Annotated in this window: 14 protein-coding genes; 7 read left to right on the top strand and 7 right to left on the bottom strand. The window is 60.3% G+C overall.

Going from position 1 to position 15,883, the window contains the following annotated elements; translation table 11 throughout:
• Positions 1–43 precede the first annotated feature (43 nt).
• From era to lptF, 6 genes are all read right to left on the bottom strand, one after another.
• Positions 44–946, bottom strand: coding sequence for a GTPase Era (gene era / locus HX801_RS00230; protein ID WP_003210432.1), 903 nt, complete (start codon positions 944–946; stop codon positions 44–46).
• Positions 939–1,628 (bottom strand): ribonuclease III, encoded by a 690-nt coding sequence (rnc, locus tag HX801_RS00225; RefSeq protein ID WP_003210434.1) that lies wholly within the window; start codon positions 1,626–1,628, stop codon positions 939–941. The genes era and rnc overlap by 8 nt, the downstream gene beginning before the upstream one ends.
• 147 nt (positions 1,629–1,775) lie before the next feature.
• Positions 1,776–2,630 carry a signal peptidase I gene (gene lepB, locus HX801_RS00220; protein ID WP_003210437.1) on the bottom strand — a complete coding sequence of 285 codons (855 nt, stop codon included), beginning with the start codon at positions 2,628–2,630 and terminating at the stop codon, positions 1,776–1,778.
• Positions 2,631–2,635: 5 nt separating this feature from the next.
• A complete protein-coding gene (gene lepA / locus HX801_RS00215; RefSeq protein WP_003210439.1) occupies positions 2,636–4,435 on the bottom strand; it encodes a translation elongation factor 4 in 1,800 nt (599 codons plus the stop codon).
• A gap of 152 nt (positions 4,436–4,587) precedes the next feature.
• A complete protein-coding gene (gene lptG / locus HX801_RS00210) occupies positions 4,588–5,667 on the bottom strand; it encodes an LPS export ABC transporter permease LptG (protein ID WP_003210440.1) in 1,080 nt (359 codons plus the stop codon).
• Positions 5,660–6,778, bottom strand: a complete 1,119-nt coding sequence (gene lptF / locus HX801_RS00205; protein WP_003210442.1) for an LPS export ABC transporter permease LptF — start codon at positions 6,776–6,778, stop codon at positions 5,660–5,662. The genes lptG and lptF overlap by 8 nt, the downstream gene beginning before the upstream one ends.
• A gap of 282 nt (positions 6,779–7,060) precedes the next feature.
• On the opposite strand from lptF, the gene HX801_RS00200 reads away from it, so the two are divergent.
• From HX801_RS00200 to rlmF, 5 genes are all read left to right on the top strand, one after another.
• Positions 7,061–8,551, top strand: a complete 1,491-nt coding sequence (locus HX801_RS00200; RefSeq protein ID WP_003210444.1) for a leucyl aminopeptidase — start codon at positions 7,061–7,063, stop codon at positions 8,549–8,551.
• 51 nt (positions 8,552–8,602) lie between these two features.
• On the top strand, positions 8,603–9,031 hold the full coding sequence (locus HX801_RS00195; RefSeq protein WP_003210446.1) for a DNA polymerase III subunit chi: 429 nt from the start codon (positions 8,603–8,605) through the stop codon (positions 9,029–9,031).
• 7 nt (positions 9,032–9,038) lie between these two features.
• On the top strand, positions 9,039–9,443 hold the full coding sequence (locus HX801_RS00190; RefSeq protein WP_102368159.1) for a DNA polymerase III subunit chi: 405 nt from the start codon (positions 9,039–9,041) through the stop codon (positions 9,441–9,443).
• 185 nt (positions 9,444–9,628) lie between these two features.
• Complete coding sequence (locus HX801_RS00185) at positions 9,629–12,475, top strand: valine--tRNA ligase (RefSeq protein WP_177021376.1); 2,847 nt, start codon at positions 9,629–9,631, stop codon at positions 12,473–12,475.
• Positions 12,476–12,723: 248 nt separating this feature from the next.
• The gene (gene rlmF, locus HX801_RS00180; RefSeq protein ID WP_087695168.1) at positions 12,724–13,746 is read left to right on the top strand and encodes a 23S rRNA (adenine(1618)-N(6))-methyltransferase RlmF; all 1,023 of its coding nucleotides are present in this window, start codon (positions 12,724–12,726) and stop codon (positions 13,744–13,746) included.
• A gap of 64 nt (positions 13,747–13,810) precedes the next feature.
• Here rlmF and HX801_RS00175 read toward each other — a convergent pair whose 3' ends face one another.
• Entirely contained in the window at positions 13,811–14,092 is a 282-nt protein-coding gene (locus HX801_RS00175; RefSeq protein ID WP_003212743.1) for an HU family DNA-binding protein, read from the bottom strand.
• Between the two features lie 397 nt (positions 14,093–14,489).
• Between HX801_RS00175 and yejK the strand changes: the two genes are divergently transcribed.
• Positions 14,490–15,494 carry a nucleoid-associated protein YejK gene (gene yejK / locus HX801_RS00170; protein ID WP_003212745.1) on the top strand — a complete coding sequence of 335 codons (1,005 nt, stop codon included), beginning with the start codon at positions 14,490–14,492 and terminating at the stop codon, positions 15,492–15,494.
• Positions 15,494–15,844: a glutaredoxin family protein gene (locus HX801_RS00165; RefSeq protein WP_003212747.1), complete on the top strand. Its 351-nt coding sequence runs from the start codon at positions 15,494–15,496 to the stop codon at positions 15,842–15,844. The genes yejK and HX801_RS00165 overlap by 1 nt, the downstream gene beginning before the upstream one ends.
• Positions 15,845–15,883 lie beyond the last annotated feature (39 nt).

Genomic DNA, 15,883 nt, shown 5'->3' with positions numbered 1-15,883 from the left:
CAAGCCCGCTCCCACATTTGTCCTGCGGTGTTCCGGAGACCTGTTACAGGTCGCCGTAACCCAACGAACGCAACGCACGCTCATCATCGGACCAACCACCCTTAACCTTCACCCACAGGTTGAGCATGATCTTGGAATCAAACAGCAATTCCATGTCCTTGCGCGCTTCAGTGCCGATGCGCTTGATGCGCTCGCCCTTGTCGCCAATGATGATTTTCTTCTGGCCGTCACGCTCGACGAGGATCAACGCATGGATATGCAGGGTCTTGCCCTGCTGCTTGAACTCTTCGATTTCGACGGTGATCTGGTACGGCAGCTCGGCACCCATCTGGCGCATGATTTTCTCGCGTACCAGTTCGGCGGCGAGGAAACGGCTGCTGCGGTCGGTGATCTGGTCTTCCGGGAAGAAGTGTTCGTTCTCCGGCAGGTAGCCAGCAATCACACGTTCCAGGGCTTCGAGGTTGTGCCCGTGCTGGGCCGAGATCGGCATGATCTGGGCGTTCGGCAGTTGTTCCTGCAGCCAGCTCAGGTGCGGCATCAGCTCGGCCTTGTCTTCGATGCGGTCGGTCTTGTTCAACGCGACGATCAACGGGCCGGTGACGTACTGCACGCGCTCCAGAACCATCTGGTCTTCGTCGGTCCACTTGGTGCGGTCGACCACGAAGATCACCACGTCGACGTCTTTCAACGCGGCCGAAGCGGTTTTGTTCATGTAGCGGTTGAGGGCCTTTTCGCCGCCTTTGTGCATGCCCGGGGTATCAACGTAGACAGCCTGTACGGCGCCTTCGGTCTTGATGCCCAGCATGTTGTGGCGGGTGGTCTGGGGCTTGCGCGAGGTGATCGCCAGCTTCTGTCCCAGGATGTGGTTCAGCAACGTGGACTTGCCCACGTTCGGACGGCCGACGATGGCAACATAGCCACAGCGAGTTGCGGTTGAATCAGTCATGGCCATTCTCCACGCCCAGGGCAATCAGTGCTGCAGCGGCCGCTACCTGTTCGGCAATACGACGGCTCACACCCTGACCTCGGCTTTTTTCATTCAGTAAGGTGATTTCGCATTCGACGAAGAACACTCGGCAATGCGGCTCACCCTGGATATCCACCACTTCGTAACGCGGCAGGTCGCAACCACGGGACTGCAGGAATTCCTGCAGGCGGGTCTTTGGATCTTTGTTGGTGTCTACCAGCGTCAGGCTTTCGATTTCGGTCGACAGCCAGGCGACGACGCGCTCCTTGGCCGCTTCCATGCCCGCGTCGAGGTAGATCGCGCCGATCAGTGCCTCAAGGGCGTCGGCCAGGATCGACTCGCGACGGAAACCGCCGCTCTTCAGCTCGCCGGAGCCCAGGCGCAGGTAATCACCCAGGTCGAAACCACGGGCCAGTACAGCCAGGGTCTCGCCTTTCACCAGGCGCGCACGCAAGCGCGACAACTGGCCTTCGCGGGCCAGCGGGAAGCGATTGAACAGGGCTTCGCCGGCGACGAAATTGAGGATGGCATCACCGAGGAATTCCAGGCGCTCGTTGTTACGCCCGGCAAAACTGCGGTGTGTGAGGGCAAGGATCATCAATTCCTGATCCTTGAAGGTGTAGCCGAGCTGGCGCTCGAGACGGCTTAGAGAAACGCTCACGGTTTACCCACATTCAGTTCGAGGCACCGGTGGCCTGCGACGATTAACGCTGTGTTCAAATTCAAATCCTGGTGGTTGCTGCATGGGGCCTGGTTTTGTCCAAGCCCCAGAAAAGCATTCGGCGCTGTGTTCACAGCGCCGCATGGATTACTTGATCAGCCCGACCCGCGAGAAGTTCGGCAGGTGGCTGAGCTTGGGTTCCGGCCAACTCATCCAGACCGCGAAGGCCTTGCCGACGATATTCTGGTCGGGGACCATGCCCAGCAGGTCCTTGGGAATATTCGGGTCATCCCAGTAGCGGCTGTCGTTGGAGTTGTCGCGGTTGTCGCCCATCATGAAGTAGTGCCCGGCAGGCACTGTCCACTGGTTGTCAGGCGGCGAACGGTAGCGGCTCATCTCCTTGCGGATTTCGTGCTCTACCGCCCCGAGTTTTTCCTGGTACAGCTCGGCGCTGCCCAGGGTGTTCGGCTCGGAACCGATCAGTTTTTCTGCCACCGACTCGCCGTTGACGAACAGGCGCTTGTCACTGGTGTAGCGAATCACGTCGCCCGGCAGGCCCACTACACGCTTGATGTAGTTGACGTTCGGGTCGCTTGGGTAGCGAAACACCATCACATCGCCGCGCTGCGGATCACCGATCTCGATCACTTTCTTGTCGATCACCGGCAACCGGATCCCGTAGGAAAACTTGTTCACCAGGATGAAGTCGCCCACGTCCAGGGTAGGTTTCATCGAGCCCGAAGGGATCTGAAACGGTTCCACCAGGAACGAACGCAGCACCAGCACGATGAACAACACCGGGAAGAACGACTTGCCGTATTCAACCAGCATCGGCTCTTTGTTCAGTTTCTCGATCACCGCCACATCGGGCTGGCTGACGCTGCCCTGATAGGACGCGATGGCTGCCCGGCGACGCGGGGCGAAGAACACCAGATCGAGCAACGCCAATAGACCGCAAACGGCAACGGCGATGACCAGCAACAGCGGGAAATTTAGTGACATAGGACCTAACTATCCAACCTGAGCACCGCAAGGAAGGCTTCTTGTGGAATTTCCACGTTACCCACTTGCTTCATGCGTTTTTTACCGGCCTTTTGCTTCTCGAGCAGCTTGCGCTTACGGCTGACGTCGCCGCCATAGCATTTGGCCAGTACGTTCTTTCTGAGTGCCTTGACGGAAGTCCGTGCAATGATCTGCCCGCCGATGGCGGCCTGGATCGCGACGTCGAACATCTGGCGCGGAATCAGTTCTTTCATCTTTTCGGTCAACTGGCGACCTTTGTAGTGCGCGTTGTCCTTGTGCACGATCAGCGCCAGGGCATCCACCTTGTCGCCGTTGATCAGTACATCCAGCTTCACCAGATTAGCTGATTGGTAACGGTCAAAATGGTAATCCAGCGAAGCATAGCCGCGGCTGGTGGATTTGAGACGGTCGAAGAAGTCCAGGACCACTTCGTTCATCGGCAAATCGTAGGTCACTTGCACCTGGGTACCGAGGAACAGCATGTCGTGCTGTACGCCACGCTTTTCGATACACAGGGTAATGACGTTGCCCAGATGCTCTTGCGGCACAAGAATATTGGCCCGCACGATCGGTTCGCGCATGTCTTCGATGGAAGACAGATCCGGAAGCTTGGACGGGTTGTCGACGTAAATCGTTTCACCGGTTTTCAGCGCCAGTTCAAAAATAACCGTCGGCGCGGTGGTGATCAGGTCCAGGTCGTATTCGCGCTCGAGGCGCTCCTGGATGATTTCCATGTGCAGCATGCCCAGGAACCCGCAGCGGAAGCCGAACCCGAGGGCGTCGGAGCTTTCCGGGGTGTACTGCAACGACGAGTCGTTGAGGGTCAGCTTCTGCAGGGCTTCGCGGAAGTCCTCGAAGTCATCGGAGCTGACCGGGAACAGGCCGGCGTAAACCTGCGGCTGGATGCGTTTGAAGCCCGGCAGCACGTCGACGTCAGGGGTGGAGCTCAAGGTCAGGGTGTCACCTACCGGTGCACCGTGGATGTCCTTGATACCGGCGATGATGAAGCCTACTTCGCCGGCTTTCAGATCAGTGGTAGCCGTGTGCTTCGGGTTGAATACACCGACGCTGTCCACCAGGTGGATCTTGCCGGTGGACTTGACCAGGATCTTGTCGCCCTTCTTCACACGGCCGTGGCGTACGCGTACCAGGGAAACAACACCCAGGTAGTTGTCGAACCAGGAGTCGATGATCAACGCTTGCAGCGGATCTTCGTAGTTGCCGGTGGGGGCTGGAATGGTCTTGACCAGGCGCTCGAGCACCTCGTCGACGCCCAGGCCGGTCTTGGCGCTGCACTCGACGGCGTCGGTGGCGTCAATGCCGATGATCTTCTCGATCTCTTCCTTGACGCGGTCCGGATCGGCCTGTGGCAGGTCGATCTTGTTCAGCACCGGCATCACCTCCAGGCCTTGCTCGATGGCGGTGTAGCAGTTGGCCACGGACTGGGCTTCAACGCCCTGGCCCGCATCCACTACCAGCAACGCACCTTCGCAGGCCGCCAGGGAACGGCTGACTTCATAGGTGAAGTCGACGTGGCCAGGGGTGTCGATGAAGTTGAGCTGGTACTTGATACCGTCTTTGGCGGTGTAGTACAGGGTTACGCTGTGGGCCTTGATGGTGATCCCGCGCTCGCGCTCGAGGTCCATGGAGTCCAGCACCTGGGCTTCCATTTCACGCTCGGCAAGGCCGCCGCACATCTGGATGAATCGATCGGCCAGCGTCGACTTGCCATGGTCAATGTGGGCGATGATGGAGAAATTGCGGATATGACTCAAATCACTCACGGATCAACACTCAAAAAGGCTGCAGGCAGACTGCCCGCTGAAAAATAGCCGGGAATTGTACCTGATGCGCAGACCAGACGTCATCCATGGCGACCAAGAACAAAAATGCCCCGGTCGTTCGAACGGGGCATTTTTTGTTCATAAGCGCGGGCTCAACCGGCCCGACGCAACAGCCAGAAGCCGGCCACGGCGCAGATGGCGGTCGGCACCAGCACCGCAAACAGCGGCGAGAAACCGAATACCAGGCTGGACGGCCCCAGCAGGTCCTGGGCGATACGGAAGGTGAAACCCACCAGTACGCCGGTAAACACGCGCTGGCCGAGGGTCACGGAACGCAACGGGCCAAAGATGAACGAGATCGCCATCAGCACCAGCGCAGCCGTCACCACCGGCTGCAACACCTTGACCCAAAACGCCAGCCAGTAACGGCCGTTGTTCAAGCCCTGGTCCTTGAGGTAATGGATATACCCCCACAGGCCGGAGATAGGCAGGCTTTCCGGGATCATCACCACGGTATTCAGCAATTCGGGCTTGAGGGAAATATCCCACTGCTCCGTCGGCACATTGATCACTTCGGTGGTCGATGCCGCACCCTTGCCGATATCACGGAAATAGGTGGTGGTCACATCGCTCAGTTGCCACTTTTCGTCGGCGTACTGTGCACGTTTGGCGAAGCTCGACGACAGCAGGTGACGTTCCTTGTCGAAGTGGTAGCGGGTGACACCCACCAGCAAGCCACCCGGCTGCACGGCGTTGATGTGGATAAACTCCTCACCCTGGCGGTGCCACAGGCCATGCTTGGAGCTCTGGGCATCGCCCGAACCCTGGGCCAGGGCACGATTGGCCTGGGCCGTGGACTCGGCTGGAGGCGCCACGTATTCACCGATCAGCACGCTGACCACCATCAGCAACAGCATGGGCTTCATGACCGCCCACACGATGCGACCGATGGAAACACCCGCCGCGCGCATGATGGTCAGCTCGCTGTTGCTGGCCAGGCTGCCCAGGCCGATCAGGCAGCCGATCAGCGCAGCCATCGGCATCATGTCGTACAGGCGACGGGGCGCCGTCAGCGCCACGTAGCTCAGGACGTCGGTAACGGTGTAGGTATCGCTGACGTTGCCGACTTCATCAATGAAGGCGAACAACGAGGCCAGCCCTAGAATAATGCCCAATACCGCAAGGATTGCGACCAGGACGCTGCTACCAATGTAGCGGTCGAGCTTAACCACGGGCCATCTCCTTCACGCTGCGACGACTCCGCATCTTCAACCGCATCGGTTCCCAATAAAGCAGCCCCAGGCCAATGGCCAGGAAGACCCCGTGGACCCACCACAACCCAAGGGCCGGCGGCAGTTTGCCCTTCTCCAGGGAGCCGCGGGCGGAAATCAGGATGGTCAGGTAAGCCATATAAAGCAGGATCGCCGGCAGCAGCTTGAGGAAGCGGCCCTGGCGCGGGTTGACCCGGGACAGCGGCACTGCCATCAAGGTCACGATAAACACCAGCAACGGCAGGGAAATCCGCCATTGCAGCTCGGCGATCGAACGCAGTTCCTTGCTGCCGATCAGGTCTGGGGTCGGGATCGCGTCGCGGTCGGTGACCTCATCGCTGACATCCGGCCGGGCCAGCATCACGCCATAGGTGTCGTACTTGATTGCGCGGTAATCGGCCTGACCGGGGCTGCCGTCATAGCGATAGCCATCTTCCAGGATCAGGTAACGGCTGCCATCCGGACGCACTTCCTGGCGCCCCTTGTCGGCCACCAGAATCGAAATACCACGGTCTTTCTGGTTCTGGCCGAGGTTTTTCTGGGAGATGAACACCCCTCCCAGGTTGGCACGGTCATCCGACATTTGCTCGGTATAGGTCACCCGGGTGCCGTCGTTGAGCGCTTGGAAGCGGCCCGGCTCCAGGGTGTCGAATTCGGTCATGGCGTCCTGTTTGTTCAGCACCAGCTGGAACTGCATGGCGCCCTGGGGTGCCAGGCTCAAGCTCAGCCAGGCCACCACCAGCGCGATACCGGTGGCCGGAACCATGGTCATGGCCAGCAAACGTTGCTGGCTCATGCCGGTGGCCGACAACACGGTCATTTCGCTTTCAAGGTACAAGCGGCCGTAGGCCAGCAGAATCCCGAGAAACAGGCCCAATGGCAGGATCAACTGCAGGAAGCCCGGCAGGCGAAAGCCCATGATCAGGAACAGCGAACCCGGATCCAGGGCACCCGAGGCAGCCTGGGCGAGGTATTTGACGAAGCGACCACTCATGATGATGACCAGCAATACCGCACTCACGGCACTCAGGGTCAACAGGACTTCGCGGGATAGATAACGGAAGACGATCAAACCAGACACTCCAGGGTTGTCAGGCTAAGGCGGCCAAACAAGCAAGCATATCGAGTCGACCCATTGCTGCAGGCCGGCTAAAAAGATGGCGCATTATCCTGTGATTGACCGCACCTGTCACGGAGCTTGCTCATACGCGTGCACAAAGCTGCCCGCAAGGGTTGTCAGGCTCGGGCGGCGAGGTTCAAACTGCGGCCTTTGTCGCGGGCGGCCTACAGGCTGCCAAGCTTACAAGCCGGAGTACAGACTCCTGGCTCACTGACCTTTATAAGGGACCCGAAAATGGAACTGGTTGTAAAAAGCGTTAGCCCCGAAACGTTGAAAACCGCCACCCTCGTGGTCGCTGTCGGCGAAGGCCGCAAGCTCGGCGTTGCCGCCAAGCAACTGGACGAACTGAGCGGCGGCGCCATCAGCGCAGTCCTCAAGCGCGGCGACCTGGCCGGCAAGGTCGGCCAAAGCCTGCTGCTGCAAAGCCTGCCTAACCTTAAAGCCGACCGCGTATTGCTGGTGGGCGTTGGTAAAGACGCCGAACTGGGCGACCGTCCGTTCCGCAAGATCATCGCCGGCATCCTCAACACCCTCAAGGGCCTGGGCGGCACCGACGCGGCCCTGGCGCTGGACGAAGTCGTGGTCAAGGGCCGCGACAGCTACGGCAAGACCCGCCTGCTGGCCGAAAGCCTGCTGGACGGCGGCTACGTCTTCGACCAGTTCAAGAGCACCAAGGCCGAACCCCGCGCCCTGAAGAAAGTCACCCTGCTGACCATCAAGGCGGCCCAGGCTGAAGTCGAACGCGCCGTGACCCACGCCCAGGCCATCGCCGGCGGCATGGCGTTCACCCGTGACCTGGGCAACCTGCCACCGAACATCTGCCACCCAACCTACCTGGGCGAGCAAGCCAAGGCGCTGGGCAAGGAATTCAAGGGCCTGAAAGTCGAAGTCCTGGATGAGAAGAAGATCAAGGAACTGGGCATGGGCTCGTTCTATGCCGTGGGCCAGGGCAGCGACCAGCCGCCACGCCTGATCGTGATGCAATACAACGGCGGCAAGAAGTCCGAGAAGCCATTTGCCCTGGTCGGCAAAGGCATCACCTTCGACACCGGCGGCATCAGCCTCAAGCCGGGCCTGGGCATGGACGAGATGAAGTACGACATGGGCGGCGCCGCCAGCGTGTTCGGCACCCTGCGTGCCGTGCTGGAACTCAAGCTGCCGATCAACCTGGTGTGCATCCTGGCCTGCGCCGAGAACATGCCGAGCGGCGGCGCGACCCGTCCGGGCGATATCGTCACCACCCTCAGCGGCCAGACCGTGGAAATCCTCAACACCGACGCCGAAGGCCGCCTGGTGCTGTGCGACGCCCTGACCTACGCCGAGCGCTTCAAGCCGCAAGCCGTGATCGACATCGCCACCCTGACCGGTGCCTGCGTGGTTGCCCTGGGCGCCCACACGTCGGGCCTGCTGGGCAACAGCGACGAACTGATCGGCCAACTGCTCAGCGCCGGCCAGGCTGCAGACGATCGCGCCTGGCAACTGCCGCTGTTCGATGAGTACCAGGAACAGCTGGACAGCCCGTTCGCCGACATCGCCAACATTGGCGGCCCGAAAGCCGGCACCATCACTGCGGCGTGCTTCCTGTCGCGTTTCGCCAAGAACTTCAACTGGGCCCACCTGGACATCGCCGGCACCGCCTGGACCAGCGGCGGCAAGGACAAGGGCGCCACTGGCCGTCCGGTTCCATTGCTGACCCAGTACCTGCTGGACCGCGCCAAAGCCTGAAAATGAAGATCCCCGGGCGCTTGTAAAGCCGCCCGGGGCTCAGGAACCGCAATGACCCAAGTCGACTTCTATATATTGCCCAGCGCCGATCCTTCCGCGCGCCTGGACTTTGCCTGCAAGCTCACCGAAAAAGCCTGGCGCATGGGCCACCGTATCTACCTGCATTGCAGCGATGCCGCCCAGCGTGACGACCTCGACGCCCGCCTGTGGCGCTTCAAGGGCGAAAGCTTCGTGCCCCACGGTGCCGCCGAATCAGAACCGGAAGGCCTGGTGGTACTGGGTTTGGGCGACAGCTGCGGCGATCACACAGACCTGCTGGTCAACCTTGACCTGAAAGTACCGGCCTTCGCCAAGGGTTTCGCCCGCGTGGCGGAAGTGGTGGTGGAAGACCCGGCTATTCGTCAGGCCGCGCGGGAGAGTTTCCGTTTCTACCGCGAACAGGGCTATTCTCTGCAAGATCACCGGCTACAACGACTTTGAGCACACGATGGACACTCCAAACCCGCTAAAAGACTCTGACCACCTGCTGGACGACCTTGAGTCGATCCGCAAGCTGCTCGGTGATGATGACCTGCAACCGCCATTGCTGACCGATGCGGTCAACGGTGACGTACAAATTCCCCTGCTGTTCGATATGGTGGGTGGCAAGCCGGTTACGCCGGAACCTGTCGAAACGCCCGTGGCACAAGCTGCGCCGGCTGCGGCTGTTGCCGTACCTGCCGCCGAAAAAGCCCCAGACGCCCTGCTGCTGCACCTGGACAACGAACTGCGCGCCGCCGCGCAACTGATCATGCAAGACGTGATCGACGATTTTGCCCCGCATATCGAAACCGAAATCAAGCGCCGGCTGGATGCGCGCATGGAACGGTTGTTGAGCCAGTACCAGAACTAAGGCTGACACATATCCCCTGTGGGAGCGGGCTTGCTCGCGAAGGGCGTGAACGATAACGCGTACATCCTGAATGAACGCGCCGCCCTCAGGTTTTTCGCGAGCAAGCTCGCTCCTACCCCTCTCCCCTATCCCCCGTTATACTTGTCGGCTTTCCTGAATTAATGCCAACTAGGGTCCCGCCGCGCATGGATAAGACCTACCAGCCGCACGCTATTGAAACTTCCTGGTACCAGACCTGGGAGTCCGAGAATTATTTCGCTCCGCAAGGCGCGGGCGATGCCTACACCATCATGATTCCGCCACCGAACGTCACTGGCAGCCTGCACATGGGCCATGGCTTCAACAATGCGATCATGGATGCCCTGATTCGTTTCCGCCGCATGCAGGGTCGCAACACCCTGTGGCAACCAGGTACAGACCACGCCGGTATCGCCACCCAGATGCTGGTGGAACGCCAACTGGAAGCCACCGGCCAGAACCGTCACGACCTGGGCCGCGAGAAATTCCTCGAGAAAATCTGGGAATGGAAGGATCAGTCCGGCGGCAATATCAGCCGTCAGATCCGTCGCCTGGGCTCGTCCGTCGACTGGAGCCGCGAGCGCTTCACCATGGACGACGGCCTGTCGGAAGCCGTGAAGGAAGCCTTCGTGCGCCTGCATGAAGACGGCCTGATCTATCGCGGCAAGCGCCTGGTCAACTGGGACACCAAGCTGCACACGGCGATTTCCGACCTTGAAGTGGAAAACCACGACGAGAAAGGTTTCCTGTGGAACCTCAAGTACCCGTTGGCTGACGGCGCCAAGACCGCCGAAGGCAATGATTACCTGATCGTCGCCACCACCCGTCCGGAAACCATGCTCGGCGACGCCGCCGTCGCGGTCAACCCGAACGACGAACGCTACCAGGCGCTGATCGGCAAGTTCGTCGAGCTGCCGCTGGTTGGCCGTCGCATCCCGATTATCGCGGATGACTACTGCGACCCTGAATTCGGCACCGGCTGCGTGAAAATCACCCCGGCCCACGATTTCAACGACTACGAAGTCGGCAAGCGCCACAACCTGCCGCTGCTGAACATCTTCGATAAAAACGCCGCCGTTCTGCCGGCCTGCCAGGTGTTCAACCTCGACGGCACGCTGAACGAGAGCATCGACGGCAAGATCCCGGCTGAATACGCCGGCCTCGACCGTTTTGAGGCGCGCAAGCAGATCGTTGCCGCCTTCGACGCCGCCGGCCTGCTGGTAAGCGTTGACGACCACGGCCTGAAAGTGCCGAAGGGCGACCGCTCCGGCACCATCATCGAGCCCTGGCTGACCGACCAGTGGTACGTGTCCACCAAGCCGCTGGCTGAGCCGGCGATTGCTGCCGTGGAAGACGGCCGCATCGCGTTCGTGCCGAAACAGTACGAAAACATGTACTTCTCGTGGATGCGTGACATCCAGGATTGGTGCATCAGCCGCCAGCTGTGGTGGGGCCACCGGATTCCGGCCTGGTACGACGAGTCGGGCAAGGTCTACGTGGGCCGCGACGAAGCAGAAGTACGTGCCAAGCACAACCTTGGCGCGGACGTGGCGCTGCAACAGGACAACGACGTACTGGACACCTGGTTCAGCTCGGGCCTGTGGACCTTCTCCACCCTCGGCTGGCCGCAACAGACCGAATTCCTGAAGAAATTCCATTCCACCGACGTGCTGGTCACCGGCTTCGACATCATTTTCTTCTGGGTTGCCCGGATGATCATGCTCACCATGCACTTGGTGAAAAACGAAGACGGTACCCCGCAGGTACCGTTCAAGACCGTGTACGTGCACGGCCTGGTGCGTGATGGCCAGGGCCAGAAGATGTCCAAGTCCAAGGGCAACGTCCTGGACCCGCTGGACATCATCGACGGCATCGACCTGGAAACCCTGGTGCAGAAACGCACCTCGGGCCTGATGCAGCCGAAACTGGCGAAGAAGATCGAGAAGCAGACCCGCGACGAGTTCGCCGATGGCATCGCCAGCTACGGCACCGACGCCCTGCGCTTCACCTTCTGCTCGCTGGCGTCCACCGGTCGCGACATCAAGTTCGACATGGGCCGCGTCGAAGGCTATCGCAACTTCTGCAACAAGATCTGGAATGCCGCGCGCTACGTACTGGATAAAGGCGAAGACTGCGGCCAGAACGGCGAGGCCATCGAGCTGTCCCTGGCGGACCGCTGGATCATCTCCCAGCTGCAGCGCACCGAAGCCGAAGTGACCCGTCAACTCGACCAGTTCCGCTTCGACCTGGCGGCACAGGCCCTGTACGAGTTCATCTGGAACCAGTATTGCGACTGGTACCTGGAACTGTCCAAGCCCGTGCTGTGGGACGAGAACTCGCCGATCGAACGTCAGCGCGGCACCCGTCACACCCTGGTACGCGTGCTGGAAGTGGCGTTGCGCCTGGCGCATCCGTTCATGCCGTTCATCACCGAAGAAATCTGGCAGCGCATCGCGCCGCTGGCCGGCAAAGACGGCAAGACCATCATGCTGCAACCTTGGCCGGTGGCCAACGAAGCCCGCATTGACGAGGCAGCCGAAAGCGATATCGAGTGGCTCAAGACCCTGATGATGGGTACACGCAACATCCGCGCCGAGATGAATATCGGTCCGGGCAAGCCACTGGCCGTGTTCGTGAAGAACGCCAGCAGCGAAGACCTGCGTCGCCTCACCGAGAACGACGCGCTGCTCAAGAAGCTGGCGAAGCTGGAGTCGATCACCGTATTGGCCGCTGGCGAAGAAGCACCGCTGTCCGCCACCGCACTGGTGGGCGAGATGGAAGTGCTGGTGCCGATGGCCGGCCTGATCGACAAGGGTGCCGAACTGGCGCGCCTGGACAAGGAAATCCTGCGCCTGCAAGGCGAAGTGCAGCGGGTGGGCGGCAAGCTGTCCAACGCGGCGTTCGTCGACAAGGCTCCGGCTGAAGTGATCGAGAAAGAACGCGCCAAACTGGCTGAAGCTGAACAGGCTTTGGGCAAGCTGGCGGAGCAACACGCACGGATTTCCAGCCTGTAAGAGGCTGCCCGTGTGGAAAAAGAGACCTTCGGGTCTCTTTTTTTTGCTTGGAAAAACACCGCTATTTCTCTTTGGAAACCCGACCAATGTGAGAGCTGGCTTGCCTGCGATGGCATCGCCTCGGTCTGGCAGATACACCGAGTCACCTGCATCGCAGGCAAGCCAGCTCCCACATTTGACCGAGTTCGACCAAGGAATGTGTGACAATACCCGCCACTTTTGAAACAAACGCAGAATCGACGCAGCCCATGACCGCCCCCAGCACACCCAAAGCACCGCGCAAGAAGCCAAAATCCAATACGCCGGCCAAGCCCGTCGTTCCGCGCAAAGAGGCCACCTTGCACCCGCGTAACCGCCACCAGGGCCGTTACGACTTCCAGGCGCTGATCAAGACCACGCCCGAACTGGCGCAATTCGTGATCATCAACCCGTACGGCAAGGAAAGCATCGACTTCGCCAGCCCAGACGCGGTGCGGGTGTTCAACCGGGCGTTGCTCAAGGCGTTCTATGGCATCAATCACTGGGACATCCCGGCTGACTACCTGTGCCCACCGGTACCGGGGCGTGCCGACTACGTGCACTTCCTCGCCGACCTGCTGGCCAGCGTCAACGAAGGCGTGATCCCCCGTGGCGCGCCGGTGAAGGTGCTGGACATCGGCATGGGCGCCAACTGCGTCTATCCGTTGATTGGCTACAGCGAGTACCGCTGGAACTTCCTCGGCTCGGAAGTCGACCCGACCGCCGTGGCCGCCGCCAAGGCGATCGTGCAGTCCAACGGGCTGAACAAGGCCATCCAGCTGCGCCAGCAAACCAACCCCAAGCAGATCCTGCTGGGCTTGCTGGAGCCAGGCGAGCGGTTTGACCTGACCATGTGCAACCCGCCCTTCCACGCGTCCATGGATGAAGCGACCAAGGGCAGCGAACGTAAATGGCGAGCACTGGGCAAGGCTGATCCGAAACGCAAGTTGCCGGTGCTGAACTTCGGTGGCCAGTCGGCGGAATTGTGGTGTGAAGGCGGTGAAGCGCGGTTTGTGACGCAGTTGATCGCTGAAAGCGCGCATTTCCAGCATAAAGTGCTGTGGTTCAGCACCCTGGTGTCGAAAGCGTCAAACCTGCCGGCCATTCAGACAGCGCTGAAAAAGGCCGGTGTGCTGGAAAGCCAGGTAGTGGAGATGTCCCAGGGCCAGAAGCAGAGCCGCTTCGTCGCCTGGACGTTCCAGACCCCGAGCGAGCAACAGGTGTGGCGCCAGCGTTGGGCCCGTAAAGACTGATAAATCGCAGGCAACAAAAAACCGTGCCCGGATCGCTCCGGAGCACGGTTTTTTTTGCTGCGTCTTACTTGTTAACAGCGTCGGTCAGGCCTTTGGCCACAACCAGCTTGATAACTTTCTTGGCAGCGATTTCGATGGCAGCGCCAGTCGAAGGGTTACGGCCAGTACGGGCAGGACGCTCGGTCACTTTCAGTTTGCCAACGCCTGGCAGAGTGATTTCGCCGCCGTTTTCCAGCTGATCAGCAACGATCTGGCTCAGTTGGTCCAGCAGAGCACGCACGGTGGTTTTCGGTGCGTCTACAGCTTCAGCCAGATCAGCGATCAGTTGGTCTTTAGTAATAGCCATTGTGGTGTTCCTTCCCTATCAAATTCATTTGGATTGCAGAGTGCAGTGTCAGCCATCGAGCCCTGCCATCAAGGCCTGGCACCCAAGGGCTATAACCACGAAGATCGGGGTTATAGATACCTGAAACCGGGTTTGGTTCGACCTGACAAATGCTGAATGCACGCTTAACGCCCAGACTGCGCGTAAGACGGGGCAAAACTAGCACAGAGACGGGGAAATATCCGCCTCAACATACCCATTTGGTCAGCTTTATCGCTCTAAACCGTGAAAAAAAGGCATATGGCCCGTCGGATGGCGCTCAAAACGCCCTCCGAACAGCGCCATCCCCAGCGGGTGCGGTACACTGGCGACTTTTTCCGGGAGCCCCACCCCTCCCCTTCAACCAGCCGAGAAGCCCATGCCGATCCGTCATTGCATCGTCCACCTGATCGACAAAAAACCCGACGGCACCCCTGCAGTTCTCCACGCCCGCGACTCCGAGCTTGCCGAGTCGGCCGCGATCGAGAACATGCTCGCCGACCTCAACGAGAGCTACAACGCCAAACAAGGCAAGGCCTGGGGCTTTTTCCATGCCGAGTCCGGCGCGCATCCGTTCAGTGGCTGGTTGAAGGAATATTTCGACGGTGGCAAGGATTTCACCGCCTTCAGCCGCATTGCGGTGGAACACCTGCAGAAGCTGATGGAGGAGTCCAACCTCTCCACCGGCGGCCACGTGCTGTTTGCCCACTATCAACAGGGCATGACCGATTACCTGGCGATCGCCCTGCTGCACCACAGTGAAGGCGTGGCCGTGACCGACCAGCTGGACGTGACGCCGTCGCGCCATCTGGATCTTGGCCAACTGCACCTCGCCGCGCGCATCAACGTGTCCGAGTGGCAGAACAACAAGCAATCCAAGCAGTACATCTCGTTTATCAAGGGCAAGAACGGCAAGAAGGTCTCGGAGTACTTCCGCGACTTTATCGGCTGCCAGGAAGGCGTCGACGGCCCGGGCGAGACCCGCACCCTGCTCAAGGCCTTCAGCGACTTCGTCGAAAGCGAAGACCTGCCGGACGAATCCGCCCGCGAGAAAACCAAGACCCTGGTGGACTACGCCAGCAGCCAGGCCAAGCTCGGCGAGCCGATGGGCCTGGAAGAGCTGTCCGGGTTGATCGATGAAGATCGGCCAAAAGCCTTCTACGATCACATCCGCAACAAGGACTACGGCCTGTCGCCGGAAATCCCGGCGGATAAACGCACCCTCAACCAGTTCCGCCGTTTCACCGGGCGTGCCGAAGGCTTGTCCATCAGCTTTGAAGCGCACCTGCTGGGCGACAAGATCGAATACGACGAAGCCGCCGGCACCTTGATCATCAAGGGCCTGCCGACCCAGTTGACCGACCAGCTCAAGCGTCGCAACTGATGCTGGGCGGGGTTCTGAAGAAAGTCCTGCTGGTGTTGCTGGTGGTGGTGGTTTTCCAGAACTGGGGCAAGATCGAGCGGCTGTTCAACCCCTCCCAGGTGGTGCCGGAGCAGACACGCGCGGCGGCGCGCGTGGTGCTGTATTCCACCGAGTGGTGCGGCTACTGCAAACAGATCCGGCGCTTTCTGGATTCCAAGGGGATTCCCTACCAGGCGTTTGATATCGAGAAGGACGCCCAGGCGCGCAAGGCGTACGAGGCGTTGGGGGGCGGCGGGATTCCGTTTGTGGACGTGAACGGCACGCTGATTCGCGACTACAACCCTGAAGCGATCATGGCGGCGCTGAAGTAACTCACTCTGTAAAATACCGCAGATCAAATGTGGGAGCGG

Source organism: Pseudomonas sp. G1002 (assembly GCF_013385455.1).
Taxonomy (GTDB): domain Bacteria; phylum Pseudomonadota; class Gammaproteobacteria; order Pseudomonadales; family Pseudomonadaceae; genus Aquipseudomonas.
The sequence above is the reverse complement of the archived record's forward strand: the minus strand, read 5'-3'. Positions and strand labels throughout refer to the sequence as shown.